28 protein-coding genes and 4 pseudogenes are annotated in these 26,059 nt (G+C 68.0%); 17 read left to right on the top strand and 15 right to left on the bottom strand.

Annotated elements, in window-relative coordinates:
- Nucleotides 1-149: 149 nt before the first annotated feature.
- A complete protein-coding gene (locus tag FXN61_RS28985) occupies nucleotides 150-1,094 on the bottom strand; it encodes a 4-hydroxy-3-methylbut-2-enyl diphosphate reductase (protein WP_188135594.1) in 945 nt (314 codons plus the stop codon).
- Between the two features lie 62 nt (nucleotides 1,095-1,156).
- Here FXN61_RS28985 and FXN61_RS28990 point away from each other — a divergent pair, with 62 nt between their 5' ends.
- The 8 genes and pseudogenes from FXN61_RS28990 to FXN61_RS29025 all read left to right on the top strand — a co-directional run bounded on the left by FXN61_RS28990 (nucleotide 1,157) and on the right by FXN61_RS29025 (nucleotide 6,593).
- On the top strand, nucleotides 1,157-1,666 hold the full coding sequence (locus FXN61_RS28990; RefSeq protein WP_167977182.1) for a lipid droplet-associated protein: 510 nt from the start codon (nucleotides 1,157-1,159) through the stop codon (nucleotides 1,664-1,666).
- Nucleotides 1,663-2,912, top strand: a pseudogene (xseA, locus tag FXN61_RS28995) (exodeoxyribonuclease VII large subunit). The gene FXN61_RS28990 and the pseudogene xseA overlap by 4 nt, the downstream one beginning before the upstream one ends.
- Nucleotides 2,902-3,246: a sugar ABC transporter substrate-binding protein gene (locus tag FXN61_RS29000; RefSeq protein WP_246292144.1), complete on the top strand. Its 345-nt coding sequence runs from the start codon at nucleotides 2,902-2,904 to the stop codon at nucleotides 3,244-3,246. Before xseA ends, FXN61_RS29000 begins: the two are co-directional and overlap by 11 nt.
- A complete protein-coding gene (locus FXN61_RS29005; RefSeq protein ID WP_167977183.1) occupies nucleotides 3,243-3,458 on the top strand; it encodes an exodeoxyribonuclease VII small subunit in 216 nt (71 codons plus the stop codon). The genes FXN61_RS29000 and FXN61_RS29005 overlap by 4 nt, the downstream gene beginning before the upstream one ends.
- 67 nt (nucleotides 3,459-3,525) lie before the next feature.
- Nucleotides 3,526-4,565 (top strand): annotated as a pseudogene (gene glpX / locus FXN61_RS29010) (class II fructose-bisphosphatase).
- A 132-nt stretch (nucleotides 4,566-4,697) separates the two neighbouring features.
- A complete protein-coding gene (locus tag FXN61_RS29015; protein ID WP_167977184.1) occupies nucleotides 4,698-5,468 on the top strand; it encodes a S1 family peptidase in 771 nt (256 codons plus the stop codon).
- Nucleotides 5,469-5,777: 309 nt separating this feature from the next.
- Nucleotides 5,778-6,134: a L,D-transpeptidase gene (locus tag FXN61_RS29020; RefSeq protein ID WP_312878070.1), complete on the top strand. Its 357-nt coding sequence runs from the start codon at nucleotides 5,778-5,780 to the stop codon at nucleotides 6,132-6,134.
- A 48-nt stretch (nucleotides 6,135-6,182) separates the two neighbouring features.
- Nucleotides 6,183-6,593 carry a L,D-transpeptidase gene (locus tag FXN61_RS29025; RefSeq protein ID WP_167977185.1) on the top strand — a complete coding sequence of 137 codons (411 nt, stop codon included), beginning with the start codon at nucleotides 6,183-6,185 and terminating at the stop codon, nucleotides 6,591-6,593.
- A 75-nt stretch (nucleotides 6,594-6,668) separates the two neighbouring features.
- Here FXN61_RS29025 and FXN61_RS29030 read toward each other — a convergent pair whose 3' ends face one another.
- Nucleotides 6,669-7,643, bottom strand: coding sequence for a Glu/Leu/Phe/Val dehydrogenase dimerization domain-containing protein (locus tag FXN61_RS29030; protein WP_246292145.1), 975 nt, complete (start codon nucleotides 7,641-7,643; stop codon nucleotides 6,669-6,671).
- Nucleotides 7,644-7,726: 83 nt separating this feature from the next.
- Here FXN61_RS29030 and FXN61_RS29035 point away from each other — a divergent pair, with 83 nt between their 5' ends.
- Entirely contained in the window at nucleotides 7,727-8,188 is a 462-nt protein-coding gene (locus FXN61_RS29035; protein ID WP_167977186.1) for an Lrp/AsnC family transcriptional regulator, read from the top strand.
- Nucleotides 8,189-8,217: 29 nt separating this feature from the next.
- On the opposite strand, the gene FXN61_RS29040 is transcribed toward FXN61_RS29035, so the two are convergent.
- Nucleotides 8,218-9,186: an NAD(P)/FAD-dependent oxidoreductase gene (locus FXN61_RS29040; protein ID WP_167977187.1), complete on the bottom strand. Its 969-nt coding sequence runs from the start codon at nucleotides 9,184-9,186 to the stop codon at nucleotides 8,218-8,220.
- 63 nt (nucleotides 9,187-9,249) lie between these two features.
- Between FXN61_RS29040 and FXN61_RS29045 the strand changes: the two genes are divergently transcribed.
- Complete coding sequence (locus tag FXN61_RS29045) at nucleotides 9,250-10,644, top strand: class II fumarate hydratase (protein WP_167977188.1); 1,395 nt, start codon at nucleotides 9,250-9,252, stop codon at nucleotides 10,642-10,644.
- Nucleotides 10,645-10,680: 36 nt separating this feature from the next.
- On the opposite strand, the gene trhA is transcribed toward FXN61_RS29045, so the two are convergent.
- Nucleotides 10,681-11,352, bottom strand: a complete 672-nt coding sequence (gene trhA, locus FXN61_RS29050; RefSeq protein ID WP_167977189.1) for a PAQR family membrane homeostasis protein TrhA — start codon at nucleotides 11,350-11,352, stop codon at nucleotides 10,681-10,683.
- Nucleotides 11,353-11,429: 77 nt separating this feature from the next.
- Here trhA and FXN61_RS29055 point away from each other — a divergent pair, with 77 nt between their 5' ends.
- Nucleotides 11,430-12,209, top strand: a complete 780-nt coding sequence (locus FXN61_RS29055; protein WP_167977190.1) for an isoprenyl transferase — start codon at nucleotides 11,430-11,432, stop codon at nucleotides 12,207-12,209.
- A 52-nt stretch (nucleotides 12,210-12,261) separates the two neighbouring features.
- On the opposite strand, the gene FXN61_RS29060 is transcribed toward FXN61_RS29055, so the two are convergent.
- Complete coding sequence (locus FXN61_RS29060; RefSeq protein WP_167977191.1) at nucleotides 12,262-12,531, bottom strand: hypothetical protein; 270 nt, start codon at nucleotides 12,529-12,531, stop codon at nucleotides 12,262-12,264.
- 88 nt (nucleotides 12,532-12,619) lie between these two features.
- Nucleotides 12,620-12,898: a hypothetical protein gene (locus tag FXN61_RS29065; RefSeq protein ID WP_167977192.1), complete on the bottom strand. Its 279-nt coding sequence runs from the start codon at nucleotides 12,896-12,898 to the stop codon at nucleotides 12,620-12,622.
- Nucleotides 12,899-13,111: 213 nt separating this feature from the next.
- On the opposite strand from FXN61_RS29065, the gene FXN61_RS52895 reads away from it, so the two are divergent.
- The 3 genes from FXN61_RS52895 (at nucleotide 13,112) to phoH2 (ending at nucleotide 16,054) form a co-directional block, all read left to right on the top strand.
- Nucleotides 13,112-13,591, top strand: coding sequence for a hypothetical protein (locus FXN61_RS52895; protein ID WP_246292146.1), 480 nt, complete (start codon nucleotides 13,112-13,114; stop codon nucleotides 13,589-13,591).
- Nucleotides 13,480-14,361, top strand: coding sequence for a hypothetical protein (locus FXN61_RS29070; protein ID WP_246292147.1), 882 nt, complete (start codon nucleotides 13,480-13,482; stop codon nucleotides 14,359-14,361). The genes FXN61_RS52895 and FXN61_RS29070 overlap by 112 nt, the downstream gene beginning before the upstream one ends.
- 400 nt (nucleotides 14,362-14,761) lie before the next feature.
- Nucleotides 14,762-16,054 (top strand): RNA 5'-3' helicase PhoH2, encoded by a 1,293-nt coding sequence (gene phoH2, locus FXN61_RS29075; protein ID WP_312878071.1) that lies wholly within the window; start codon nucleotides 14,762-14,764, stop codon nucleotides 16,052-16,054.
- Between the two features lie 71 nt (nucleotides 16,055-16,125).
- Here the strand turns inward: phoH2 and FXN61_RS29080 are convergent, their stop codons facing one another.
- The 5 genes and pseudogenes from FXN61_RS29080 to FXN61_RS29100 form a co-directional block, all read right to left on the bottom strand.
- Nucleotides 16,126-16,896: an ABC transporter permease gene (locus FXN61_RS29080; protein WP_167977194.1), complete on the bottom strand. Its 771-nt coding sequence runs from the start codon at nucleotides 16,894-16,896 to the stop codon at nucleotides 16,126-16,128.
- The gene (locus FXN61_RS29085; protein WP_167977195.1) at nucleotides 16,893-17,846 is read right to left on the bottom strand and encodes an ABC transporter ATP-binding protein; all 954 of its coding nucleotides are present in this window, start codon (nucleotides 17,844-17,846) and stop codon (nucleotides 16,893-16,895) included. Before FXN61_RS29085 ends, FXN61_RS29080 begins: the two co-directional genes overlap by 4 nt.
- A gap of 3 nt (nucleotides 17,847-17,849) precedes the next feature.
- Nucleotides 17,850-19,288: pseudogene (locus tag FXN61_RS29090) on the bottom strand (GuaB1 family IMP dehydrogenase-related protein).
- 25 nt (nucleotides 19,289-19,313) lie between these two features.
- A complete protein-coding gene (locus tag FXN61_RS29095) occupies nucleotides 19,314-20,087 on the bottom strand; it encodes a GNAT family N-acetyltransferase (RefSeq protein ID WP_167977196.1) in 774 nt (257 codons plus the stop codon).
- 65 nt (nucleotides 20,088-20,152) lie between these two features.
- On the bottom strand, nucleotides 20,153-21,007 hold the full coding sequence (locus tag FXN61_RS29100) for an SDR family oxidoreductase (protein WP_167977197.1): 855 nt from the start codon (nucleotides 21,005-21,007) through the stop codon (nucleotides 20,153-20,155).
- A 91-nt stretch (nucleotides 21,008-21,098) separates the two neighbouring features.
- On the opposite strand from FXN61_RS29100, the gene FXN61_RS29105 reads away from it, so the two are divergent.
- Nucleotides 21,099-21,491, top strand: coding sequence for a winged helix-turn-helix transcriptional regulator (locus tag FXN61_RS29105; protein ID WP_281360716.1), 393 nt, complete (start codon nucleotides 21,099-21,101; stop codon nucleotides 21,489-21,491).
- Nucleotides 21,492-21,496: 5 nt separating this feature from the next.
- Here FXN61_RS29105 and FXN61_RS29110 read toward each other — a convergent pair.
- Nucleotides 21,497-23,023 (bottom strand): annotated as a pseudogene (locus FXN61_RS29110) (ATP-dependent DNA ligase).
- Between the two features lie 91 nt (nucleotides 23,024-23,114).
- Here FXN61_RS29110 and FXN61_RS29115 point away from each other — a divergent pair.
- A complete protein-coding gene (locus tag FXN61_RS29115; RefSeq protein WP_167977198.1) occupies nucleotides 23,115-23,258 on the top strand; it encodes a hypothetical protein in 144 nt (47 codons plus the stop codon).
- On the opposite strand, the gene pdxR is transcribed toward FXN61_RS29115, so the two are convergent.
- Nucleotides 23,255-24,607 (bottom strand): MocR-like pyridoxine biosynthesis transcription factor PdxR, encoded by a 1,353-nt coding sequence (gene pdxR / locus FXN61_RS29120; RefSeq protein WP_167977199.1) that lies wholly within the window; start codon nucleotides 24,605-24,607, stop codon nucleotides 23,255-23,257. The genes FXN61_RS29115 and pdxR overlap by 4 nt on opposite strands.
- Nucleotides 24,608-24,654: 47 nt before the next feature.
- Between pdxR and FXN61_RS29125 the strand changes: the two genes are divergently transcribed.
- Complete coding sequence (locus FXN61_RS29125) at nucleotides 24,655-25,557, top strand: DMT family transporter (RefSeq protein ID WP_167977200.1); 903 nt, start codon at nucleotides 24,655-24,657, stop codon at nucleotides 25,555-25,557.
- Between the two features lie 160 nt (nucleotides 25,558-25,717).
- Here FXN61_RS29125 and FXN61_RS29130 read toward each other — a convergent pair whose 3' ends face one another.
- Entirely contained in the window at nucleotides 25,718-25,867 is a 150-nt protein-coding gene (locus FXN61_RS29130; protein ID WP_167977201.1) for a hypothetical protein, read from the bottom strand.
- A gap of 10 nt (nucleotides 25,868-25,877) precedes the next feature.
- Nucleotides 25,878-26,059, bottom strand: a 182-nt coding sequence (locus FXN61_RS29135) for an Rv1265 family protein (protein WP_512698756.1), incomplete at its 5' end; no start/stop codon positions are given.

The raw sequence follows: 26,059 nt of genomic DNA on the forward strand, positions 1-26,059 counted from the left end.
GGCTCCGCCCGCGGCGAACGTCCCGCAGGGCAGCGCAGGCCCCGTCCGCCGCGCGAAGACCGCTAGCCGGCGGCCACTGAGCTGAAAGTGATGAGGGGAGCTTTCATCAACCCGATGTTGATGAAAGCTCCCCTCATCGCAAGATCGAACTAGCGGACCAGGTCCTTGCGGAGCTCACGCGGCAACGAGAAGGCGATCTTCTCGTTCGCCGTGGTGATCTCCTCGACGTCGCCGTAGCCGTGCGACTCGAGGAACTTCAGCAGCTCCATCACCAGGATGTCCGGCACGGACGCGCCCGACGTGACGCCGACGGTCTCGACGCCCTCGAGCCACGCCAGGTCGACCTCCTTGGCGTAGTCGATCAGGTACGAGGCCTTGGCGCCGTGCTGCAGCGCGACCTCGACCAGCCGGATCGAGTTGGAGGAGTTCTTCGAGCCCACGACGAGCACCAGGTCGCACGAGGGCGCCATCGTCTTCACCGCGGTCTGGCGGTTCGAGGTGGCGTAGCAGATGTCGTCCGACGGCGGGTCCTGCAGCTCGGGGAACCGGTCCTTGAGCTGCCGGACGCGCACCATGGTCTCGTCGACCGAGAGCGTCGTCTGCGACAGCCAGATGACCTTGTTCGGGTCACGCACCTCGACCTTGGCCGCGTCCTCCGCGGTGTCGACGAGCTGCACGTGGTCCGGCGCCTCACCGGCGGTGCCCTCGACCTCCTCGTGGCCCTCGTGGCCGATCAGGAGGATGTCGTAGTCCTCCTTGGCGAAGCGGACGGCTTCTTTGTGGACCTTCGTCACCAGCGGGCAGGTGGCGTCGATCGTCCGCAACGAGCGCTGCGCCGCCTCCTCGTGGACGGCGGGCGACACGCCGTGAGCTGAGAACACCACCAGTGCGCCCTCAGGAACCTCGTCCGTCTCGTTGACGAAGATGGCACCGCGGTCGGACAGCGTTTCCACGACGTACTTGTTGTGGACGATCTCCTTGCGCACGTAGACAGGTGCGCCGTACTTCTCGAGGGCGAGCTCGACCGTCTCGACGGCACGATCAACGCCCGCGCAGTAACCACGCGGCTTCGCCAACAGGACTCGCTTGGGCATGGCTCCAGGGTACCCAGCCCCGTTCCTAGGCATTCGACGCGCAGTTGCGGCAGGCTAGACGCATGAAGCCACTGCCGTTGCCGGTCCGACTCGCAGCCGGGCTCGCGGTGACCGCCCTCGAACAGGCGCGCAAGCTGCCGCAGCAGCTCGCCGGACTCCCCCTCACGGTGGTCAGCGAGGCAATGCAGTTGTCCATGCGCGTGCAGCAGCATGTGACCGAACTCGCCATCAAAGGTGACGACGTCCTCTCCGGACTGAGGCCTGCCGAGGAAGAACCGGAGTGGGCGACGTTCGACGAGGACGAGACGCCGGTCACCACGACCTCCGAGGCGGACGCTGACGATCCGTGGGAAGAGGAAGAGCGCGCGATCGCCGAGGTTCCCGAGTTCCTGCCGATGTACGACGAGCTGTCGATCGCCCAGCTGCGGGCCCGTCTGCGCAATCTGAGCGCCGAGCAGCTCGAGGACCTGCTGCGGTACGAGAAGGCGCACGAAGGGCGGCCTGAGTTCGTCGGCATGCTCAACCGCCGGATCCGAACGGTCAGTAGCCCGAATAAACCCGCACAGTCGTGACAGAAGCAAAATCCACGCCGGAGAACCCGTGGCCGGTGCGGACGGTCGCCCGCAAGCTGCTCGACTGGATCAACCGGCTCGGCGACGTCTGGGTCGAGGGCCAGGTCACGCAGCTCAACGCGCGCAGCTCAACGGCGTTCCTGACGCTGCGCGACCCGAGCGTCGACATGTCGATGTCGATCACCTGCAACGCCGGGATGATCCGCGAGCTCCAGCTCACCGAGGGCAGCCGTGTGATCGTGCACGGGAAGATCAGCTTCTACCCGAACCGGGGCACGCTGTCGTTGCGGGCGGACGACATCCGTGCGGTCGGCATCGGCGAGTTGCTGGCGCGCATCGAGCGGTTGCGCAAGCTGCTGCACGCCGAGGGCCTCTTCGACCCGCGCCGCAAGCGACGGCCGCCGTTCCTGCCGAACAAGATCGGTCTCATCACCGGCCGCGCGTCCGCGGCGGAACGGGACGTGCTCACCAACGCGCGCAACCGTTGGCCCGCAGCGCATTTCCGCGTCATCAACGTCGCGGTGCAGGGCCCGATGGCGGTCACGCAGGTGATGACCGCGCTGTCCACTCTGGACAGGGACCCGGAGTGCGACGTGATCATCGTCGCGCGCGGCGGCGGCAGCGTGGAGGACCTGCTGCCGTTCTCCGACGAAGCGCTGTGCCGGGCGGTGTCCTCGTGCCGCACGCCGGTGCTGTCGGCGATCGGGCACGAGCCGGACACCCCGCTGGTCGACCACGTCGCGGACGTCCGCTGTTCGACCCCCACCGACGCGGCAAACGGGTGGTTCCCGATGTCGCCGAGGAGAGTGAACGCGTCCGCCAGATGCGCGATCGCGGACGGCGCGCGCTGCACGGCTGGGTCGATCGGGAACGAAAACTGCTCGACGCCCTGCGCTCCCGACCAGTACTTTCGGACCCGTACGGTCCGCTGGACCGCAGGGCAGAAGAGGTGAATCGGCTTCGCGACCAGGGTCGTAGGGCCGTGACGCAACGTCTCGACCGGGAAGACGTCCACCTGTCAGGGACGAAAGCCCGCTTGACGACCCTCGGACCAGCCGCCACGCTGGCCCGCGGATACGCCGTTGTGCAACTCGTCACACCCGACGGGCCCGACGGCGTGTTGCGTTCTGTGACGGACGCCCCGAGCGGAACACAGCTGCGGGTACGCGTCGTTGACGGAGCAGTGCGAGCGGTTGTCACCAGCCCGGAGGTCGACTCGGAAGGGGGAGGTACCGATGATGCGTGATGCCGTGTTCCTGCCCCTGACCATGGAGGCGGCCGGCAAGTGCACCACGGGACTGCGACACAAGGCGGAGGCGGCGAACAGGGCCGCCGCGGAGTGCTGGACGGCGATGGTGGGCGACTGCGACACCAAGAGCCGCCGCACGCTGATCCTCACGTTGCACGATCTGAGCGAGGCCACCGCCGGGACGGTGCAGTACCGGCGCGTCGCGGAGGCCGAGGCGCTCATCGACGAGGCGGTGCGAGAGGGTGACGGCGAGGAGTTCGCGGAGGCGCTCGTCGGGTACGACCTGGCCGTCGCGACCGTGCTGAGCCGTCTGAGGAGTCAGTCCGCGTGAGTTCGGAAACACTGGGTTACGAAGCCGCCCGTGACGAGCTGGTCGAGGTGGTCCGCAAGCTGGAGGCCGGTGGCCTGTCGCTGGAGGACTCACTTGCGCTGTGGGAACGCGGTGAGGCGCTCGCCAAGACGTGTGAGCAGCATCTCGCCGGTGCGCGTGAGCGAATCGATGCAGCTCTCGCTGTGGTCGAGGAGGACGTTTCCCAGGCGTGATCCCGTGCAAGGATTCAGTTGCCGATCACAAAATCCGGCACGCTGAGTAGTCGCATGGAGGCGCGCAATGGTGAACACCCCCGCGGAACGACGTCGCGAAGCCCCCGACCGAAACCTGGCATTGGAGCTCGTGCGCGTCACCGAGGCAGCGGCGATGGCCGCGGGCCGGTGGGTGGGCCGCGGCGACAAGAACGGTGGTGACGGCGCCGCGGTCGACGCGATGCGCAAGCTGATCCACACCGTGTCGATGCGCGGTGTCGTGGTGATCGGCGAGGGCGAGAAGGACGAGGCGCCCATGCTGTTCAACGGCGAAGAGGTCGGCAACGGCGAAGGCCCCGAGTGCGACGTCGCGGTCGACCCGATCGACGGCACGACGCTGATGTCCAAGGGCATGCCGAACGCGCTGGCCGTGCTGGCCGTGGCCGAGCGCGGAGCGATGTTCGACCCGTCCGCCGTGTTCTACATGGAGAAGCTCGCGGTGGGCCCGGAGGCGGCCGACGTCATCGACATCACCGCGCCGATCGCGGAGAACATCCGCCGCGTCGCGAAGGCCAAGCACAGCGACGTGTCCGACGTGAACGTGTGCATCCTCGACCGGCCGCGGCACGAGTCGCTCGTGCAGGAGGTGCGCAAGGCCGGTGCCCGCATCCACTTCATCTCCGACGGTGACGCGGCCGGCGCGATCGCGGCGGCCGCCCGACCAGCGGCGTGGACATGCTCGTGGGCATCGGCGGTACGCCGGAGGGCATCATCGCGGCGGCGGCGCTGAAGTGCGTCGGTGGTGCCATTCAGGGCCGGCTGTGGCCCAAGGACGACGAGGAGCGCGAGAAGGCGATCGGCGCGGGCCACGACCTGTCCCGCGTGCTCACCACGAACGATCTTGTTTCGGGTGACAACGTCTTCTTCTGCGCCACGGGCGTGACCGATGGTGACCTTCTGCGCGGCGTGCACTATCGGGCAGGTGGCTGCACCACGCAGTCGATCGTCATGCGATCCAAGTCCGGCACCGTGCGCATGATCGACGGCTTCCACAGCCTGCACAAGCTGCGCGAATACGCCTCGGTGGACTTCGACCTGCCGGAGGACGTGCAGCAGCCGCTGCCGTGAATGTCCTAATTGCTGTGAACTGTGAACGCTCAGTGACCAGACGAGTGACCCTAGTCACCAGGTGACCTTGGTCCATAGTTTCCGACCTGACCCCGGCAACCCTGCGCCGGGTTCAGGAAAGGAAACTCAACGATGAGGGCACGTTCGTTGTTCTCCGCATTCGTCGTGGCCGCGGGAGCCATGCTCGCCTCGGCCGCCGCGGCCACTGCGGCTCCGACCCCCACCACTGACGGCGATGTCTCGCCGATGATCGTCGGTGGACGCAACGCGACCCAGGTCTACTCGTGGATGGTCTCGCTGCAGAGCACCTCTGGCAGCCACTTCTGCGGTGGCACGCTGATCAAGGCCAACTGGGTCGTGACGGCGAAGCACTGCGTCCAGGGCCGCACTCCGGCGTCGACCCAGGCACGGATCGGCACCACCAACCGCACCAGCGGCGGCACGGTGGCCCGCGCGTCGCGGATCATCAACCACCCGTCCGCCGACCTGGCGCTCGTCCAGCTGTCCACCTCGGTCAGCCAGGCACCCGCTGCCGTGTCGGCCGCGTCCGGCCCGGTCGGCACCGCGACCCGGATCATCGGCTGGGGCCAGACCTGCCCGGTCCGCGGCGGTTGCGGCGCTCCGATCACCCTGCAGGAGCTCGACACGTCCATCGTGACGGACAGCCGTTGCTCCGGCATCAACGCGGCCTCGGAGATCTGCACCAACAACACCGGTGGCAACAAGGGCGCCTGCTACGGCGACTCGGGTGGCCCGCAGGTGAAGTCGGTGAGCGGCCGCTGGGAGCTGATCGGCGCGACGAGCCGTTCCGGTGGTGGCGCGACCTGCGCGACCGCTCCGTCGATCTACGTGGACGTCCCGTACTTCCGCTCGTGGATCAGCCAGTACGCGGGCTCGGTGTAAGCCTCCCCGTGTAAACGCGTTCCGAGGGCCCGTCTCCCAACTGTTACCGGAGGCGGGCCCTCTGCGCTGCAACCTGAGTGATCGTCCCGTCGTCTACTTCGGCAAGGGATGAATCACCAAGGGGGGTGCGCGATGCGGATGCTGCTCGCGGCGGTCGCGTTGATGTCGGTGGCGGGGTGCGCGCAGGGGGCCGTGCACGCTGAGACTCCTACTGCGCCACCACCTTCTTCCTCATCGTCGGCTTCTCCAGCACCTTCGTCCTCCTCCGAGACGCCTCCCCCTCCGCCGCCACCACCTCCCGCGCCGGTCGTGAAACCGACGCCGTGCAGCATCAGCGACGGCGCGTGCATCCAGCTCTCCACGAACCAGTCGTGGGTCGTGCGCGGTGACAAGATCGTCTACGGCCCGGCGGCGATCACGCACGGACGCAAGGGCTTCGAGACGCCGCTCGGCAACTTCCCCGTGCTGCGCAAGGTGAAGAACGAGTGGAGCCGGCCGTACAACGCGCCCATGCCGTGGTCGACGTACTTCACCGAGAGCGGTATCGCGTTCCACGAGGGCTCGCTGACCGTGCCGTCGCACGGCTGCATCCACCTGGACCCCGCAGCAGCGCAGTACTACTTCCAGAACCTCGCGATCGGCGACACCGTTCAGGTGGTCTCATGATTCAGATCACTCAGTAGTGGTTACTCCACTACCGAGAGGTGATGAGAGATGCGAGTTCTGATCGCGACGGTGCTCTTGATCCTCGGTTTCGCGGTACCCGCGCAAGCGCAGGCGGGGTGCACCGTCTACAACGGAGCGTGCCTGGAGAAGCACACGAACAAGGCGTGGCTGGTCTTCAACGGCAAGACGAGCTACGGCCCGGTGCCGATCAGCCACGGCAAGCCGGGGTACGAGACCCCGGTCGGCACGTTCTCCGTGCTGCGCAAGGTGAAGAACGACTGGAGCGTCCCCTACAACGGCCCGATGCCGAACGCGGTGTACTTCACCACGACCGGTATCGCGTTCCACCAGGGTGACATCACGGTTCAGTCCCACGGCTGCATCAGGCTGCCCGCCGATGCGTCGCTGGTGTTCTACGACAACCTGATGATCGGTGAGAAGGTCCAGGTTCTGCCTTAGTCGATCGCTGCCCACCTGCACCCGTCGTCGCGTCTCCGCAACGGACACGCGCCCGGCGAGGCTGGTGGGCAGCCTTCAGGTTCCTTGGCCTGTAGTCAGAAGACGTCGTACCGTTGCCTCGATGCCGTCCACCCTCGTGAGCGCCGCCTCGTGGCCGGCCCCGTCGTCCTCCCTGGCGAGCGTGTAGATCACTCCGCCCGCGCTGGCGACGTGGTCGGGCACCCACACGATGCCGCGTTCTTCCAGCAGACCGGCAACGCTGTCGTCGGTGAGCTGGTTGTTGGCGGGCCCCACGATCAGCCTGACGTCGAGCTCCTTCACGGTCTCAGGACTCAGCACCCCGCCGACCGCCGCCGGTACGAGCACATCGGCCTTGACCTTGTACGCCTGATCCGGAGGCACCCAGCCGAACTCGTCCGTTCGCCTGCTTTCGTCCACATCGGACACGATGACCTCCGCGCCTTCCAGACCCCTCGCGATCAGCTCTCCCACCGAGCCGAAGCCGCTGATCACCACCTTCTTGCCGGCCAGGCCGTTCGTTCCGAAGACGTGTTGTGAGGCCGCTTTCAACGCTGCCAGCACACCCCGCGCCGTGGGTCCGCTCGACGATCCTGTGCCGCCGTGCTCCTCCGGCAGGCAGTAGGCGTACGGCGTGAGTTCCTTGAGCACCAGCATGTCGTCGGGCCCGGTGCCGACGTCCGGCCCAGCGCGGTAGGCGCCGCCGAACTCGTTGATCAGGTCGGCGTGGTCGAGCAGCACGTCCCGGCGGCGTTGCGGGGTGACTGGCCGGTCGACGACGATCACGCTCTTGGCGCCGCCATGCGGAATGCCCGCCGCCGAGCACTTGAGCGTCATCGCCTTCGACAGCCGCAGCACGTCCGCGATGGCGTCAGTGATCTGCGGATACGTCTTCATCCGGCACCCGCCGACCGCCGGCCCCGCGTCGGTGGAGTGCAGGGCGACCATCGTGGTCATCCCCGACCGCTTCCCGGTGCGGACGACGAGCCGTTCGTGTTCCCACATCTGCGTTCCCTCCCGAACTTCCGCCATGCTCTTGCCTCGAAGCTAGGGTGATCACCAGTGCTCGGGGTGCTCAGCCGAACGTTGTTCGGCAGAGGGGTTCGGAGAGTGAGATGGACGAACTTGATTCGGCGATCGTGCGGGAACTGCAGCGCGATGCCCGGCAGTCGAACCGCGACATCGCTCGCAAGGTGGGCGTGGCACCGTCGACGTGCCTGGAACGCACCCGTCTGCTGCGCGAACGCGGCGTGATCCGCGGCTACCACGCCGACATCGCACCGGCCGCGCTGAACCGGGGTGTGCAGGCACTGGTGTCGGTGCAGGTCCGCCCGTTGAGCCGGGTCGTGATCGACAACTTCAAGAACTTCGCCGGCGCGCTGCCCGAGGTGCTGTCGGTGTTCGTGATGGCAGGCAGCGACGACTTCGTCATCCACGTGAGTGCTCAGGACAACGAGCACCTGCACGCGTTCCTCGTGGACAGGTTGAGCCAGCGCAAGGAGATCGTCGGCTTCCGCACGTCGATCATCTTCCAGCACCTGGCGAAGCACGACCCGGCACCACTGCCGAAGGCCTGACAGACCGAGGTCTGCCAGGCCCTCACGAGTCAGGTGCCGTCGCTGGAATGTCCTGGGAACAGGTGCGCCGACGGGTTGAGCGCCACCGCGATGTTGTTGACCGCCGTGGCCGCCTCCCCGAACCCGGTGGCGATGAGCTTGACCTTGCCGGGGTAATGCGCGACGTCGCCCGCCGCGTAAACCCGATCCAGCTTCGTCTTCATCGTGGTGTCGACGAGAACCGCGCGGTGGTCGAGCTCCAGCCCCCACGACTCGATCGGCCCGAGGTCGGCCGTGAACCCGAGCGCCGCGACAACCGTCTGCGCGGGCAACGTCTTCACGTCCTCGCCCTTGACCTTGATGTCCACTTCGGACAGTGGCTCGCCGCGGAGCTCCAGCACCTCGGCGTCGGTGATGATCTCGACGCCGAGCTCCCTCACCTGCCGCACGGTGGCGGCGTGCGCACGGAAGTTCGCCCTGCGGTGCACGATCGTGACGCTGGCGGCGATCGGGTGCAGCGCGAGCGCCCAGTCGAACGCCGAGTCGCCACCGCCCACGATCACGACGTGCTGCCCGGTGTGCTCGGCGAGCACCGGCACGAAGTGCACCATGCCGCGCCCCAGCCAGCCGTCACCGGCGGGCAGCGGACGCGGGTTGAACTCGCCCATGCCCGCCGTGATCAGCACCGCGCCGGTGGAGATCGTGCTGCCGTCCGCGAGGCCGACGACAAGTCCGTCCTCTGTGGACTCCAGCGTGCGAGCCTGCCTGCCGAGCAGGTAGGTCGGCTTGAACTGCCCGGCCTGCTCCACCAGCCCGTTGACGAGGTCGCGTCCCCGGATGGCAGGGAACCCCGCCACGTCGAAAATCATCTTCTCCGGATACATCGCGGTCACCTGGCCGCCCGGTTCGGGCAGAGCGTCCACCAGTGCGACTTTCAGTTCCCGGAAGCCCGCGTAGTAGGCGGCGAACAACCCGGTGGGACCCGCGCCCACGACGAGGAGGTCGACGTCACGCTCCATGAGTGGTGCCCTTCTGCCAGTGGTGGGTGGCAGTGCTGTGATCGACGATAGAGACTCGGAGGTATGTCTGAACAGGAGTACCGCGTCGAGCACGACACGATGGGTGAGGTCCGGGTGCCGATCGACGCATTGTGGCGTGCCCAAACCCAACGCGCGGTCGAGAACTTCCCGATTTCCGGTCGAGGCCTGGAACGCGCCCAGATCCGAGCCCTGGGCCTGCTCAAGGCCGCGGCGGCCCGCGTGAACGCCCAGCTGGGCGTTCTCCCCGACGACGTGGCTTCCGCCATCGCCAACGCTGCCGACGAGGTGGCCTCCGGCCAGTGGGACGCCCACTTCCCGGTCGACGTCTTCCAGACAGGTTCCGGCACGTCCTCGAACATGAACGCCAACGAGGTCATCGCCACCCTGGCCACCCGCTCGCTGGGCCGCGACGTCCACCCGAACGACCACGTCAACGCCTCGCAGTCGTCCAACGACACCTTCCCCACGACCCTGCGCGTGGCCGCCACCGAGGCCGTCGTCCAGGACGTCATCCCGGCTTTCGAGCACCTTCTGGGCGTCCTGGAGTCACGTGCTGCCGAGTGGTCCGACCTGGTCAAATCCGGCCGCACCCACCTGATGGACGCCGTGCCGATCACCCTGGGCCAAGAGGCCGGCGCCTGGGCCGCCCAGGTCCGCTATTCGGTGGAACGGCTTCAGTCGTCCGTCCCACGCCTCGCCGAACTGCCGATCGGCGGCACCGCGGTCGGCTCCGGCCTGAACGCTCCCGCCGAGTTCGGGTCCCGCGTGGCCTCGGAACTCGCAGCCGCGACAGGCCTTCCCCTGGTCGAGGCCCGCGACCACTTCGAGGCCCAGGCCACCCAGGACGGCGTGGTCGAGATCTCGGGGCAGCTCCGCGCGTGCGCCGTGGCGTTGTTCAAGATCGCCAACGACCTCCGCTGGCTCGGCTCCGGCCCCCGCACGGGCCTGGGCGAACTGGCGCTGCCCGACCTCCAGCCCGGCAGCTCGATCATGCCGGGCAAGGTCAACCCGGTGATCTCGGAAGCCACGATGATGGTCGTGGCCCAGGTCATCGGCAACGACGCCACAGTCGCCTTCGCCGGCTCCCAGGGCAACTTCCAGCTCAACGTCATGCTGCCGGTCATCGCCCGCAACGTCCTGGAGTCTTCGCGACTCCTGGCCGCCGTGGCCCGCCTGCTGGCGGACAAGGCCCTGGCCGGGGCTGTACCCGCGGTGGACCAGATGCGCGAGTACGCCGAGTCGTCGCCGTCGATCGTCACGCCCCTGAACCGCTACATCGGCTACGAGGAGGCGGCGTCGATCGCCAAGCAGTCGCTGAAGGAGCGCAAGACCATCCGCGAGGTGGTGCTGGAACGCGGCCACGTGCCGTCGAAGCTCACCGAGGAGCAGCTGGACGCCGCTCTCGACGTCCTGCACATGGCGCGCGGCGGACGTTGAACGTCTGAATCCGGTGCCGGTGGTCCCGGCACCGGATCAGGAGTACATCGCGAGCCAGATGGCGATGTAGTGGCAGATCGCCGCCACCACGGTCGCAGCGTGGAAGAACTCGTGATACCCGAACACCTGCGGCCACGGATTGGGCCACCGAGTCGCGTAGAACACGGCACCAATCGTGTAGAGCGCCCCACCGACCAACAACAACACCAGCGCGGCAACGCCGGCATGGTGCAGCAGCTCGGGCAGCACGAAGACGGCGACCCATCCGAGTGCGATGTAGATCGGCACTCCGAGCCATCGGGGTGCGTGCGGCCAGGCCAGCTTCAGGGTCACGCCCAGCACGGCCCCGATCCACACGACGGCCAGCACGACACGCCCGGTGCCGGGATTCATCGCAAGCAGTGCGAACGGTGTGTAGGTGCCGGCGATGAACACGAAGATCATCGAGTGGTCGAGGCGCTTCATCCACGTGCGCACGCGGTCGGACTTCCACGTCACGCGGTGGTAGAGCGCCGAGACTCCGAAGAGGCCCAGAACGGTGAGGCCGTAGACCGAAGTGGCCAGAGCCGCCTTGGCGGACACTGTGGACGCCGCGAGCGCGATCAGTGTCGCGCCGGTCGCCACCGAGGTGATGAAGGACCAGAAGTGCAGCCACCCACGAAGACGCGGCCGCAGTCCGGGCTGTGGAGGAATGGTCGCAGTGGTCACAGGAACCTAGGTTACGCGACCGTAGGTTGCCGACCATGGCTCAGTGATGAACCTTGCACGGCGTACGCTGTTCGGACGTGGCACTCCGCACCCGTGTGAAAGACGTCGCTATCCACTTCTACGAGTGGATTCTCCGGCGAGAGTTGAGCGGGACACAGGTGCCCAAGCACGTGGGCGTGGTCCTCGACGGCAACCGCAGGTGGGCCAGGGAAGCCGGGTTCACCGATGTCGCGCACGGGCATCGCGCCGGCGCGCGGAAGATCCTCGAGCTGCTCGACTGGTGCAGTGACGCCAAAGTGGAGGTCGTCACGCTCTGGATGCTGAGCACCGACAACCTCAACCGGCCCACCGAAGAGCTGGCGCCGTTGCTGGACATCATCGCGGACATCACCGACGAGCTCGCCGAGGATGGCAAGCCGTGGCGCGTCAGGCACGTCGGCGCCATCGACATGCTGCCCGTCGAGCACGCCGAGCGTCTCACCAACGCCGCGAACAAGACCAAGGATCGCACCGGCATCCAGGTCAACGTCGCCGTCGCGTACGGCGGCAGGCAGGAGATCGCTGACGCCGTCAGGAAGCTCCTGCAGGCGCACGCCGAGCGCGGCGGCACCATCGAGGAGCTGGCCGAGGTGCTCGACGTCGACCACATCGCGGAGCACCTCTACACGTCCGGGCAGCCAGACCCCGACCTGATCATCCGCACGTCCGGTGAGCAGCGGCTCTCCGGGTTCATGCTCTGGCAGTCGGCGCACTCGGAGTTCTGGTTCTGCGAGGCCTACTGGCCCGGCTTCCGGCGCACGGACTTCCTGCGGGCCATGCGCGAGTACGCCAAACGGCACCGCAGGTACGGGAACTGAAACAGAAGAGGCGCCCACCGCGACGGTGAGCGCCTCTTTCAACGAGACGAGATCACTCGCCGTCGTGGCCCCACTCCGCGCCGTCCTCGATGCCGCCGGCCGCGCAGGTCTCGGTGATCGACGGCGAGTTGATCGGCACGGCACCGCCGAAGACGCCGACGTTGTTGCCGCACGCGCCCAGAACACCGTTCAGGTTGTTGGCGTTGCCGACGATCAGCAGCGGCGCGTTCTCCCACTCGTGGCCCTGAACGGCCATCGCGGGGCTGCCAACGGCCAGGAATGCGGCGGCCACACCGAGAGCGGCGCCTGCCTTCTTCAGCACGATTTTACTCCTCATGAAAGTTAAACGGGGTGAAAAGAAATCTGGGGGCGCCATGAATGACGCCCCCAGAGGCAGAACTAAAGGGAGATCAGCCCTCGTCGACGATGCCGCCGGCCGCGCAGGTCTCGGTGATCGACGGCGAGTTGATCGGCACGGCACCGCCGAAGACGCCGACGTTGTTGCCGCAGGCACCGATCGTGCCGTTGAGGTTGTTGCCGTTCAGGGCAACCAGCAGCGGGCCGTTCTTCCAGTGGTGTCCACCGTGGCCGTGGCCCTCGCCGGCCATGGCGGCCGGTGCGAACGCGAGCGACAGCGCAGCTGCGGCAGCAACCGCGGCACAAGCCTTCTTCACGTCAATCTCCTTCATGTCGGGTTATCCCCGTCATTTCCGGAGTCTTCGGGGATCTCCGGAGGGTGGGGTCTCCGGGCGGAGACGCTATCGGTATTGATCTCGATTGGCGTCCCCCATGACCCCATTGTGTGACGCCAAGATCAACAACATTCCCCCATCAGGTGGTCTTAGATTCACGATTCGGTCGCAAGTAAGGCGCTGTGGTAGACGCTCTACGCTCTCCGACTTATGGACGCCAACGAGCTGGTGCGCGGATATCTGGTGCTGGGGCTGCGGCTCGGGCGCCTGGTGTCCGGGTTCGTCGACTCGTTCACCGGCGACCCCGCGCTGAGCCGCGGCGTCGACAACGAGCCGCGCCTGCATCCCAGGGCGCTCGCGGGCCACGCGCGGCTGCTCCGCGGGGAGGTCCCCGGCAGCGACCTGGCCGACCAGCGCAAACAGTTCCTCCAAGCACACCTCACGGCGTTGGAGTGCACCGCGCGCAAGCTCGCCGGCGAGCGCATCACGTTCGTCGACGAGTCGAGCAGTACTTCCAGGTCCGCATCCGGCCCGGCGACGAGGACGCGTACGCGCAGGCCCACCGCAACCTCGACGCGGTGCTCGAAGGACCGGGCTCGCTCACCGACCGCCTCACCGCCTTCCGCACGGCCGACGAGGTGCCCGCACGCAGGCTCCAGGGAGTCGTACAGGCGCTGTCCAGCGCGCTGAGGGATCGGGTGCGGCAGAAGTACGCGCTGCCGGAGCAGGAGATCGTCGAGTACCAGGTCGTCACGAACAAGCCGTGGAGCGGCTTCAACTACTACCTCGGCGGCTACCGGTCGCGCGTCGCGATCAACGCCGACCTCGGCCACCGCATGTCGAACCTGCCGCACCTGGTCGCGCACGAGTCCTATCCGGGCCACCACACCGAGCACTGCCGCAAGGAGGCGGGCCTGGTCGCCAAGCGCGGCCACGCCGAGCAGTCGATCTTCCTGATCAACACGCCGCAGTGCCTGATGGCCGAGGGCATGGCGGACCTCGGCCTGCACGCCGCGGTCGGGCCGGGCTGGGGAGTCTGGACGGAGCAGATCTTCCGCGACCTCGGGTTGCGAATGGACGGCGAACTGTCCGAAAAGGTCGAATCGGCGACGTCCGGACTGCTCACCGTGCGGCAGGACGCGGCTCTGCTGCTACACGATCGGGGTGCGGATCAGGATGACGTGGTTGCGCATCTGTGCAGGTGGCTGCTAGTCCCCGAGCGTCGAGCACGGCAGATGGTTCGTTTTCTGGCGGACCCGTTGTGGCGCGCGTACACCACCACGTACGTCGAAGGAGTGCGCCTCGTGAGGGCGTGGCTCGACGTCCGCGCGCCTGGAGAGTCGCTCGACTCCCGCTATCTGAGACTTCTGGACGAGCCTCTCGTGCCGAAATCACTCGAATCCCAGGTCAGGGACGGGGTGTCGTGGCTGGCGCGCAACGCCCACGAAAACAGCATCTGACCAGCTAAAACACGTCAGCGGTCACGTTTCGGGTTGTTTTCCGGCAGATGACAAGTCGGGAATCACCTGTGTGGCTTCATGCATACGGGGTACTTCCGCAGGTAACTTCGAAAGCGGCGGGACGCGACCACTGCGGACCGCGCAGGGAGGCTCTGATCGTGGCAGACAACGTCGCGAGGGGGCCGGCACCCGGCCCTCGTGGTCGACCTGCCTGACGCCATCACGGCGGACGGCAAGACGATCAATCAGGGTGGTGCCTGGCCCAGCGAGGAGCGGACGCGGGTGCCGCGTTCGTGAGGGAGTTGCCGTGAACGCACGACGTCCCGCGAGCCGTACCTCAGGCTCATCGCGCAGTTCCTCCCCCCGGCGCAAGTCCGCCGCCCCAGCCATCACCACATATGTGCTGGACACGTCGGTACTGCTGTCCGATCCTCTCGCCGCCACCCGGTTCGCGGAGCACGAGGTCGTGCTGCCGCTCGTGGTGATCAGCGAGCTGGAGGGCAAGCGCCACCACCCCGAACTGGGCTGGTTCGCGAGGGAAGCACTGCGTCTGCTCGACGACCTGCGCTTGCGGCATGGTCGCCTCGATTCGCCGATCCCCATCGGGGATCTGGGAGGCACCTTGCACGTCGAGCTCAACCACTCCGACCCGGAGGTGTTGCCATCAGGTTTCCGAACGGACTCCAACGACGCCCGGATCCTCGCTTGCTCTCTCAATCTCGCTGCTGAGGGGCGAAACGTCACTCTGGTGACCAAGGACATGCCGCTGCGAGTGAAGGCCGGATCGGTCGGCCTCGCCGCGGAGGAATACCGGGCGCACGACGTGACCCTGTCTGGCTGGACTGGAATGTCCGATCTGGACGTGGACCAGTCGCTGGTAGACAGCCTGTTCAAGGAAAACGTCGTCGACCCGACTCAGTACGAAGACCTCGCGCACGTCGCGGAGATGCCCTGCCACACCGGACTCCGGATGCTGGCGGGCACCTCGAGTGCGCTGGGCCGGGTGACCGCGGACAAGCAGATCAGGCTGGTACGCGGGGATCGGGAGGCGTTCGGACTGCACGGAAGGTCTGCTGAGCAGCGGATCGCATTGGATCTGCTGCTCGACTCCGATGTCGGCATCGTCTCGCTGGGCGGACGTGCGGGCACCGGCAAGTCGGCGCTGGCGCTGTGCGCCGGCCTCGAAGCGGTGATGGAACGCAGGCAGCACCGCAAGGTCGTGGTGTTCCGGCCGCTCTACGCGGTCGGTGGCCAGGAGCTCGGGTACCTGCCGGGTAGCGAGAACGAGAAGATGGGGCCATGGGCGCAGGCGGTGTTCGACACCCTCGGCGCGCTGGTGAGCCAGGCGGTGCTGGAGGAGGTGCTGGACCGCGGGATGCTCGAGGTCCTGCCGCTCACCCACATCCGCGGACGCTCGCTGCACGACTCCTTCGTGATCGTGGACGAGGCGCAGTCGTTGGAGCGCAACGTGTTGCTGACCGTGCTGTCCCGGCTGGGCAGCAACTCGCGGGTGGTGCTGACGCACGACGTGGCGCAGCGCGACAACCTGCGGGTGGGCCGGCACGACGGCGTGGCGGCGGTGATCGAGAAGCTGAAGGGCCACCCGCTCTTCGCGCACGTCACCCTGACGCGCTCGGAGCGCTCGCCGATCGCGGCACTCGTCACCGAGATGCTGGAGGACTACGCCTCGTAGTGTCCTGAGTGGACGAACGGCCCCGCGCAATCCGTTGCGCGGGGCCGTTTCCGTGTTCTGCGTCCGTGTCCCTAGTCGAGTGCGCGTTTCATGAAGCCGCGCAGGCCGAGCCCGCCGAAGCCCGCGATCGCCACGACGAGCACGAGCAACACGATCGGAAGCGGGATGTGCGGCACCTCCGGCACCAGTTCCGCGCGCATTCCCTCGCTCACGTACGTCAGCGGGTTGAGCGCGCAGACCACCTTGAACCACAACAGGTCATCACTCAGCGACCGCCACGGGAACTGCGAGGAACCCGTGAACAGCAACGGGGTCAGGATCACCGCGAACATCACGTTGACCCGGCGGGCGGGCACCGACGTGCCGATGACCAGACCGACCGCGCCACCGGCGAGACACCCCAGGACGATCACCAGCAACGCGCCGGGAATCCCTTCCCACGCCCAGGAAACGTCGAGCATCACGAACCCGACCGGCACCATCAGCACCGCCGCGAAGAAGCCGCGGACCGCGCCGAACACGATCTTCTCCACCGCGACGAGCGGGATGGAGATCGGTGCGAGCAGCCGGTCCTCGATCTCCCGCGTCCAGGAGAAGTCCAGCACCAGCGGCAGCGTCGTGTTCTGCAGCGCGCCCAGGAACCCGTTCATCGCGATGATGCCGGGCAGCAGCACCTGGGCGAAGTCGCCCTGGACGTATCCGATGTCCCCCAGCACCTTCGCGAAGATGAAGAGGATGAAGAACGGCTGGATGATCACCTGCGCGAGGAAGCTCGGCAGCTCGCGGCCCGTGACGAAGACGTCGCGCCACAGGATCGCCTTGAACGTCCTGAGTTGGCTCACCGCAGCTCCCTGCCGGTCAGGTGGATGAAGACGTCTTCGAGGCTGGGCTTGCCGATCGCGACGTCGCTGACGACGACGTCGAGATCCCTGAGGACGTTCAGCACCGCGGGCAGCGTGATTGCCGTGTCGACGTCGGTGTAGACGCGGAACATGCCGCTCACCTCTTCGACGCGCTGCACACCGTCCACCTTGGACAGTCCGTCGTTGATCTTCGCCGGCTCGTGGCCGTTCGGGCTCACCGTGACGCTGACCGTGGAGCTGCCGGGCAGGCTCTTCGTGAGCTCGTCCGGCGTGTCCAGCGTGAGCAGCTTGCCGTGGTCGACGATGCCGACGCGGTCGCACAGCTTGGCGGCCTCGTCCATGTCGTGCGTGGTGAGCACGACCGTGACGCCGTCCGCGTGCAGTGCGGCGACGCGTTCGTGGACGAAGAGCCTGGCCTGCGGGTCGAGGCCGGTGCTCGGTTCGTCGAGGAACAGCACCTTCGGGCGATGCATCAGCGCGCGGGCGATCATCAGCCGTTGCGCCTGACCGCCGGACAACGTGTCCACGAGCGCGTTCGCGTGGTCCTTGAGGCCCATCCGCTCGAGGATGTCGTCGGCCAGCGCCTTGCGTTCCGCCGGCCCGATGCCGTGGTAGGCAGCGTGGAACAGCAGGTTCTGCCGCGCGTTGAGCGAGCGGTCGAGGTTGTTGCGCTGCGGCACGACGGCGAGCAGCTGCCGTGCGCGCTTGGAGTCGGCGACCACGTCGACGCCCTCCACGAGCGCCTGCCCCGAGGTGGGGCGGACGCGCGTGGTCAGGACGCCGACGGTGGTCGTCTTGCCGGCGCCGTTCGGGCCGAGCAATCCGAAGACCTCACCGCGGCGGACGGTGAAACTCAGTCCGTCCACCGCCGGTTTTTGTCCGGTTTTATAGACTTTGCGGAGTTCTGTTAACTCGACCGCTTCGTCCATCTCTCACCATCCCCCTGGCAACGGCCTGCCTTCCGCGAACCAGCCGCTGACTGGATGCCGAGAACAGCCCTGGAGTGGAACTCCTCCAACGAGTTCGCACCGGCATACGTGCAGGCCGAGCGAACGCCGGACGTTATCGCGTCCAGGAGATCCTCCACGCTCGGCCGCACCGGGTCCAACCGCATTTTCGACGTCGAGATGCCTTCTTCGAACAGTCCCTTCTTCGCCCGGTCGAACGCGTTGTCGCTGCGCGTCCGAGCGGTCACGGCACGCTTCGACGCCATTCCGAAGGATTCTTTGTAGAGGTTCCCGCGCTCGTCCCGCTGCAGGTCACCGGGCGACTCGTAGGTACCGGCGAACCAGCTGCCGACCATCACGCTGGCGGCACCCGCCGCAAGCGCCAGCGCCACGTCGCGCGGATGCCGCACGCCGCCGTCCGCCCAGACGTGCTTGCCGAGCTTGCGCGCTTCTTCCGCACACTCCGCGACCGCGCTGAACTGCGGCCGGCCAACGCCCGTCATCATCCGCGTGGTGCACATCGCGCCAGGTCCGACACCGACCTTGATGATGTCCGCGCCCGCCTCGACGAGATCACGCACACCTTCGGCGGTGACGACGTTGCCCGCCGCGATCGGAACGGCCGGGTTCGCCTCCCTGACCGCCCTCAGCGCGGTGAGCATCTTTTCCTGGTGCCCGTGCGCGGTGTCCACGACGAGGACGTCCACACCGGCCTTGAGCAGCGCCTCGGCCTTGGCCCTGACATCACCGTTCACGCCAACCGCGGCCGCGATCCGCAGCTTGCCGTCGTCGTCGGTGGCGGGCCGGTAGACCTCCGCCCGCAACGCCGTGAGCTCGGTCAGCACACCGCTGAGCCGCTGTTCGGCGTCGACGCCGAGCGCGATCCGGTGCGCACTGTGATGAAGCTGGTCGAACACGTCCTGCGGCTTCGTGCCGAGCGGCAGCTGAAGGATGTCCGTGTTCATCACGTCGCCGATGCGCGCGAACCGGTCAACGCCCGTGAGCGCCGCCTCGTCGACAACGCCAATGGGCCTGCCTCCGTCGTCAACGACGACGACCGCGCCGTGCGCCCGCTTGTGCAGCAGGTTCAACGCGTCCGCCACCGCATCACCCGTGGTGAGCGTCAACGGGGTGTCCCAGACGGGATGCCGCTCCTTGACCCACGCGATGATCTCCGCGACCGCCTCGGTGGGCACGTCCTGCGGGATGACGACGAGCCCACCGCGCCGCGCGATGGTCTCGGCCATCCGCCGCCCGGCCACGGCCGTCATGTTCGCGACGACGATCGGGATCGTGGCCCCGGTGCCGTCCGAAGTGGAGAGATCGACGCCGAACCGCGACTCCACGGCACTGCGGCCGGGAACGAGGAACACGTCGTCGTAAGTCAGATCGTAAGAGGGTCGATGCCCTTCGATGAACCGCACGTGCTTCCACGATACGCGGTGTGTCTCACTTGGGCTTCCAGACGTAACCCGTGGTGGTGGTGACCTTGACGAACCCGAGCCGCTCCAGGATCGGCCGGCTGTCCTCGGACGCGTCGACCTGCAGATACTTGATGCCTCGTTCGATCGCGAGCCGCGCCCGATGCGCCACCAGCGCGCGATAGATGCCCTTGCCACGCCACGCTGCGAGCGTGCCGCCGCCCCACAGCCCGGCGAACTCCGTGCCGGGCACGATCTCGATCCGCGCGGACGACACCACCTGGCCGTCGGCCTCCGCGATCACCACGACGGTGTTCCGGTCATCCGTCTTCTCGAGCAGGTAGTCGACCATCCATGTGCTGTTCCGGCCGAACACCTCCGTGGCGGTGGCGGCAAGGCGACGCAGGTCGGCTTCCTCTTTGGTCTCGCGCAGGACGATCCCGTCGAGGTGGACCGGCCCCGTCATCTGCTCGGCGAGGCCGATGAGGACGGTCTCGCGGCCCTCGGAGACGAACCCGGCCGCGGCCAGCCGCTCCGGCAGGTCCGCCGGCTTGTCGTGGCCCCACGTCTTCCACTCGACGGACTGGCCACGGGCGGCGAAGAAGTCGCGCTGGCGGGCGATCACCGCGTCCAGTTCGGTGCCGCTGACGCCGAGGTCGGGAGGACCGCCCACGAAGCCGCGGCGGTGTTCCCAGGCCACCCGGAAGACGGGCGCGTCGTGTTCGGCTTGCGGATATGCCTCCCACTCGACGGAGCGGGCCTGGGTGTCGTAGGCGCTGAGCAGCGCGGCGGCGTCGGGCACGGTGCGCACGCTATGGCCGCGCCCGTATGGGACGCACGCGGTTTTCCGCGTGCGTCCCGACGACCTCAAGCCTTCAGCGCAGCGGCGATCGAGGACGCGATCGGCGTCGTGGGACGCCCGATCAGCCGGGCGAGGTCGCCGCTGGTACCGGCCAGCTCGCCCTTCTCGATGGACACCTCCACGCCCGCCAGGATGGCCGCGAGCGGCTCGGGGAGCCCTGCGCCAGCCAGCATGCCGGTGAACGCGTCGACGGAGACCGCGGCGTAGCCGATCTCCTTGCCGGTCTGCGCACTCAGCTCGGCCGCGTACTCGGCGAAGCTCCACGCGGTGTCGCCGCTCAGTTCGTACGTCGTGTTCTCGTGACCCTCGCCGACGAGCACGGCGACCGCGGCGGCGGCGTAGTCGGCACGGGCAGCGGAGGCGACCCGGCCGTCACCAGCGGCCTGGGTGACGGCGTTGTACTGGAGCACGGGGGCCAGCTGCTCGGTGTAGTTCTCGTTGTACCAACCGTTGCGCAGCAGGACGTAGGGCAGACCGGACTCGAGGATCGCGGCCTCGGTGCCCCGGTGGTCGTCGGCGAGCGCGGCGGACAGGACACCCGGCGCGCTGGTGTACGCGAGCAGGGCGACCCCGGCTGCCTTCGCAGCGTCGATGACGATCCGGTGCTGGCCGACGCGGCCCTTGTCAAACTCGTTGCCCGAGATGAGGAGCACCTTGTCGCCCGCGGCGAAGAGACCGTCGAAGGTCGCGGGGCTGTTGTAGTCGGCGATCGCGATCTTCACCCCGCGGGCCTCGAAGTCCGCCGCCTTCTCCCTGGTGCGGACGACGGCGGTGATCTGGTCGGCAGGAACCTGCTCCAGCAGCCCCTCGATGACGAAGCGGCCGAGGTTTCCGGTGGCGCCGGTGACGACGATGCTCATGGTCAGAAATCTCCTTGTGGGTTAGCTGTGCACTAACCTAAAGGGATGCACTAACCTTTCGGAAGTACCCACTTCAAGGTAAGGTACTTTCATGACAGGAAGTACGATGACGTTCGCGGACCGGCTGCGGGCCCATGAAGGCGAAGCGATGTGCCCCCACCGCCTGGTCCTCGAGCACGTCACCAGCCGCTGGGGCGTCCTGGTCCTGATCGCGCTGCTGGAGCGCTCGTACCGCTTCAGCGAGCTGCGCAGGGAAATCGGCAAGGTCACCGAGAAGATGCTGACCCAGACTCTCCAGACGCTGGAGCGCGACGGTTTCGTGCACCGTGACGCCAAGCCGGTGATCCCGCCCCGTGTCGACTACTCCCTCACCGATCTCGGCCGGGAGGCTGCCGAACAGGTCCGTGGCCTGGCGCTGTGGACAGAGCAGCGAATGGCGGCGGTCCAGCAGGCACGCGAGGAGTACGACGCGGCGAAAGCCTGACGGCATCAGCCCTGGTTCGGTTGTGCGGCAGGCAGAAGCGCCCGCACCTCCTCGATCGTCGTCGCCTCTGACGGGTCCTTGTCCGGGCGGTAGCGCAGGACGCGGGCGAACCGCAGCGCGACGCCACCGGGATAGCGCGGCGAGACCTGCACGCCGTCCAGTTCGATCTCGATCACCAGCTCCGGGCGGACCATGACCACCCAGTCGTTCTGCTCGGTGGCGATCTTCTGCAACGCCTCGGTCTGCCACCTGAGCAGCTCGTCGGTGAGGCCCTTGAAGGTCTTGCCGACCATCACCGGCGGGCCGCCGTCCGGGTCGCGGGCGCCGAGGTGCAGGTTCGACAGCCAGCCTCGGCGGCGCCCGCTGCCCCACTCGACGCCGAGCACGACCAGGTCGAGCGTGTGCACCGGCTTCACCTTCTGCCAGGCCCTGCCGCGCCGTCCGGCCGCGTAGGGCGAAGCCAGCGACTTCACCATCACGCCCTCGTGGCCGCGGCCAGCGCCGCCGTGACGACCTCGGCCGCCTCCTCCGGCGACGGGTCCAGCACGCCCGGGATGACGTGCTCGCCCGCCACCTGCCGCAGTGCGGCCAGGCGGTCGCGCAACGGTTCGTCGAGCAGGTCCTTGCCGTCGAGGTGCAGGCAGTCGAAGAAGTACGGGTGCAGCAGCAGCTCGCGCTCGTCCTGCGCGCCGAACCGGCTCATCGTCTCCTGGAACGGGCGGGGTCTCCCCTCGTCGGTCAGCGCCAGGGTCTCGCCGTCGAGCACCAACGACGTGCACGGCAGCCCGCGCACGAGCTCGACCAGTTCGGGCACCGTCTTGGTGATCTCGCGCAACGTGCGGGTGTAGACGTGGACCTCGTCGCCGGAGCGGTGCACCTGGATGCGCGCACCGTCGAGCTTGTGCTCCACCACGCAGCTGCCGAGCTCGGACAACGCCTCGTCGAGCGACTCCGCGGGCGACGCCAGCATGGGCCGCAGCGGGCGCCGACCGTCCAGCCGGAACGCCTCCAGCGCCGCCGCGCCGCCGTCCAGCGCGGCCACGGCGGTCTCGGGTAACCGGCCGGACAGCATGAACGCGCGCCGGACCGTCTCGCCGGGCACGTCCGCGGCCGAGGCGATCGCGTCCAGCATCACGCCCTCCAGCGCGCCCTGACGGAGCTCGCCGGTCAGCAGCCTGCGCAAGAAGTCCTGCTCCGCCTCGGTGGCACGCCCGAACAGCGCCGTCAGCAGGTCGACCCGGCGCTGCGCCGAGCCCTTGCCCGCCGTCGCGGCCACCTCGGCGAGCGCGGCGTCCACCTCCGCGACCGTGAGCCCGGCCGTGGCGGCAGGAGGCACGGACAGATCGACGACCGTGCGCCAGCCCGCGCCGATGCGACCCTGCCGCGGCGTGCCGATGAGGAACGACACCACCGCCGATCACGACGTCGGCCGTCGCCGCGCGCAGCAACGCGGACAACGCCTTGACCTTGGCCAGGCGCGACCGGGTCGCCGCCACGGCGGCCGACGTGTCGACCACTTCGGAAAGAAGCACGGCTCTCATGGTGCACCCGCACACTGACATTTTCTGGAGGCTCGGGCTAGGCTGACCAGGACAACCGTTCTACCTGGGGGTTTACCGCACCATGGGTGCTTTCAAGATCATTGCCGCCGCTCTGCTGTTCGCCGCCGTCGCCGTCACGACGCTGGGTGGCCCCGGTCCCGGTCTCGGCGACCGCGAGCACATCCTCGGCGCCGACGCGAACACCGCGCGCGAGCACATCCTCTAGGCGACAGCGACGTTCGCGATCTCCCTGACCGCTTCCCGCAGGCGGTCAGGCGTGAGCGCCGCGTAGCCCAGCACCAAGCCCGGCCACATCGGCGTGCGCGTGTACTGCGCCAACGCCCAGACGTGCACGCCACGGTCCTCAAGCCTGCTCTTCAGCGCGAGGTCGTCCGTCCCGTCCGGCATGCGCAATACGACGTGCAACCCGGCCGCAACGCCGATGGACTGCCATTCCGGCAGATGCTCCGCAACGGCCTCCAACAGCGCGTCACGCCTCTTCCGGTAGAGCGCGCGCGTACGTCGCAGGTGTCGGTCGTAGCCGCCCGTCCGCAACATGTGCGCGAACGCGGCCTGCGGGATCGTGCCGGTGCCCATGTCGTTGTACTGCTTGCGTTTCACGATGCCTTCACGCAGACGTTCAGGCACCACGAGCCACCCGAGGCGCAACGCGGGCGCCAGCACCTTGCTCGTCGTCCCCTGGTACACCACGTGCTCGGGCGCCAGCGCCTGCAACGCGCCCAGAGCCGGCCGGTCGTACCGGTGCTCCGCGTCGTAGTCGTCCTCGATGATCAACGCATCCCGCTCGCGCGCCCAGTCCACGAGCGCCCGCCGCCGTTCCGGGTGCAGCACCACACCGAGCGGGAACTGGTGCGCCGCAGTGACCAGCACCGCCCTGCAGTCCGTTTTGGACAGCAGATCGACCCGGATTCCCTTGTCGTCCACCGGAACCGGCACGGTGTTGAGGCCGTGCGACCGCAGCATGTCCTCGCCGCCGAAGTGACTGGGCTCCTCGATCGCGATGCTGCCGCTCAAGATCCGGGCGGTGAGCTGCAGCCCGTCCGCCGCGCCGTTGGTGATCACCGCGTCCCGCGCGACCACTGCTCTCACCCGAGCCAGGTAGTCGACGATCTCCTTGCGCAGCCCCACGAATCCGGCCGGGTCCGGATAGGCGAGGTCCTCGTCGGGCAGCTCGGCAAGCGCGGCCCGATGAGCACCAACCCATTCGGCACGGGGAAACGCGCCCAACGCGGGCAGGCCGGGCCGCAGGTTGTACCGCCACCGCTGCGGCGGCTCGGGCACACCACACGCGCCGGCGGGCCCGAGGCTCGCGACCGTCGTCCCCGAACCCCGCCTGCTGGTGAGATACCCCTCCGCCACGAGCTGTGTGTACGCCGACGTCACCGTCCCGCGCGCCACCCCGAGCTGCGCCGCCAGATCCCGGCTGGACGGCAACCGCGTCCCCGGCACGAGCCGCCCGTCCCTGATGGCCCTGCGCAGCTCGACCTCCACGCCACGACGCCGCTGATGCCCGGGCAACAGCAGCTCGCGAAAAGTGGACCAGTTCGTAGCCATTGAAGTGGAGCTTATATCTGGACCAGTCCGGCGCAAGGCTCTGAGCCATGAAACTCGGGGTGGCCGCGGGAGCGACAGCGGCAACGATCGTCGGCGCGTCAGTGCCGATCACGGGAATGCTCGAGGGCTACCCGGTCCTGACCGGCCAGGCCATGCGCTACGCGCTCGGCGCGGCGGTATTGCTGCTGGTCGCACGCCGTCTGCCCATGCCGTCGTGGCGCGACATCCCACCGCTGCTGGGCGTGGTCGGCTCGGGCATGCTCGGCTTCAACGCGCTGCTCATCGCCGCCCAGCAATACGCGGAACCCGGCTTCGTGGCCGCCGTCATGGGCGGCGCCCCCATCGCACTGGCCCTGCTGTCCCGGCAGCGAACCGCGGCTGCCGTCGTCGGCGCAGTGGTGGTGGCAGCAGGCATCGTGCTGTTGTCCGGCGGCGGTACGTGGCACGGCCCCGGCCTCGTGCTCGCACTGCTGACGATGGTCGGCGAAGTCTGCTTCACGCTGTTCGCCGTCGGAGTCGTGCGCCGCCTCGGCGTGCTGGGCGTGGCCACCTGGACCTGCCTGCTGGCGACGGTGATCGGCGCGGTTCTCGGCACGTTCGTCGGCGGCTGGCAGGTGCCCGACACCCGGCAGACCTTCGCTCTCGTACTGCTGGCCGTGGTCGTGACAGCGCTGGCCTTCGGGCTCTGGTACTTCGCCGTGAACCGGCTGGGCTCCGACCGCGCCGGGGTGCTCATCGGCCTGATGCCGGTCTCCGGCCTGGTGACATCCGTTTTGTTGGGCGCACAGGAACTCACGCTCGTGTCGGTTGTCGGCGTCACCACGGTCGCACTCGGGTGCGTCATCGGGCTCCGCAGGGGTGCACACCACACACACGACGCCGGCCGGGTTCCCCCAAAATCAACGATAGCGAGCGGGTCTGACACTCAGGCGGAAGTTGTTGCGCCGTGAGAGGTTGAGGCCGGCCTCGTGCGGTGCGCAGTACGCAAGTTGCTTGGCTCCAACGCCCGTGTCAATGCGACCGGGTCGCGAGGGACAGCCACGAAGAGCATTGACGCGATAATTCAGCGGAACCGACGCGTCGAGGACTTTCCTTGCGTCAGCCGCAAACTCACGGGCTGACCGGCACTGTCGACGAAGACAGGCCCAGGGCCGCCGCCGACATCTCGTCGAGCGAACGGCCCTGGGCCTCACGAACAAACGCCTCGAACGCGCGCGGCTCATCGCGGACGATGGACGCCGCGATCTCGGTGAGCTCCACGCCGCGCGGGCTATGCGAGGTCCGGACCCTGCGAGCGCAGGTCGTCGACCTTCGACATCGCGTCACGCAGTTCGCCGAGCCACGTGTCCGCGTGCTCGCCGACCAGGCGGACGGCCCACGCCAGGGCGTCCGCGCGGGAGCGGGCCACACCGGCGGCCACCAGCGTGTCGAGCACCTGGCGTTCCGGCTGGC

The organism is Lentzea indica (assembly GCF_012184385.1).
Classification (GTDB): Bacteria; Actinomycetota; Actinomycetes; order Mycobacteriales; family Pseudonocardiaceae; genus Lentzea; species Lentzea indica.

Excerpts from the sequence above, each read along its gene's own strand:
- FXN61_RS28985 (WP_188135594.1), bottom strand. The coding sequence starts at position 1,094 with ATGCCCAAGCGAGTCCTGTTGGCGAAGCCGCGTGGTTACTGCGCGGGC.
- FXN61_RS28990 (WP_167977182.1), top strand. The coding sequence starts at position 1,157 with ATGAAGCCACTGCCGTTGCCGGTCCGACTCGCAGCCGGGCTCGCGGTG.
- FXN61_RS29000 (WP_246292144.1), top strand. The coding sequence starts at position 2,902 with ATGATGCGTGATGCCGTGTTCCTGCCCCTGACCATGGAGGCGGCCGGC.
- FXN61_RS29015 (WP_167977184.1), top strand. The coding sequence starts at position 4,698 with ATGAGGGCACGTTCGTTGTTCTCCGCATTCGTCGTGGCCGCGGGAGCC.
- FXN61_RS29025 (WP_167977185.1), top strand. The coding sequence starts at position 6,183 with ATGCGAGTTCTGATCGCGACGGTGCTCTTGATCCTCGGTTTCGCGGTA.
- FXN61_RS29030 (WP_246292145.1), bottom strand. The coding sequence starts at position 7,643 with ATGGCGGAAGTTCGGGAGGGAACGCAGATGTGGGAACACGAACGGCTC.
- FXN61_RS29035 (WP_167977186.1), top strand. The coding sequence starts at position 7,727 with ATGGACGAACTTGATTCGGCGATCGTGCGGGAACTGCAGCGCGATGCC.
- FXN61_RS29040 (WP_167977187.1), bottom strand. The coding sequence starts at position 9,186 with ATGGAGCGTGACGTCGACCTCCTCGTCGTGGGCGCGGGTCCCACCGGG.
- FXN61_RS29045 (WP_167977188.1), top strand. The coding sequence starts at position 9,250 with ATGTCTGAACAGGAGTACCGCGTCGAGCACGACACGATGGGTGAGGTC.
- FXN61_RS29065 (WP_167977192.1), bottom strand. The coding sequence starts at position 12,898 with ATGAAGGAGATTGACGTGAAGAAGGCTTGTGCCGCGGTTGCTGCCGCA.
- FXN61_RS52895 (WP_246292146.1), top strand. The coding sequence starts at position 13,112 with ATGGACGCCAACGAGCTGGTGCGCGGATATCTGGTGCTGGGGCTGCGG.
- FXN61_RS29085 (WP_167977195.1), bottom strand. The coding sequence starts at position 17,846 with ATGGACGAAGCGGTCGAGTTAACAGAACTCCGCAAAGTCTATAAAACC.
- FXN61_RS29100 (WP_167977197.1), bottom strand. The coding sequence starts at position 21,007 with ATGAGCATCGTCGTCACCGGCGCCACCGGAAACCTCGGCCGCTTCGTC.
- FXN61_RS29105 (WP_281360716.1), top strand. The coding sequence starts at position 21,099 with ATGACAGGAAGTACGATGACGTTCGCGGACCGGCTGCGGGCCCATGAA.
- FXN61_RS29115 (WP_167977198.1), top strand. The coding sequence starts at position 23,115 with ATGGGTGCTTTCAAGATCATTGCCGCCGCTCTGCTGTTCGCCGCCGTC.
- pdxR (WP_167977199.1), bottom strand. The coding sequence starts at position 24,607 with ATGGCTACGAACTGGTCCACTTTTCGCGAGCTGCTGTTGCCCGGGCAT.
- FXN61_RS29125 (WP_167977200.1), top strand. The coding sequence starts at position 24,655 with ATGAAACTCGGGGTGGCCGCGGGAGCGACAGCGGCAACGATCGTCGGC.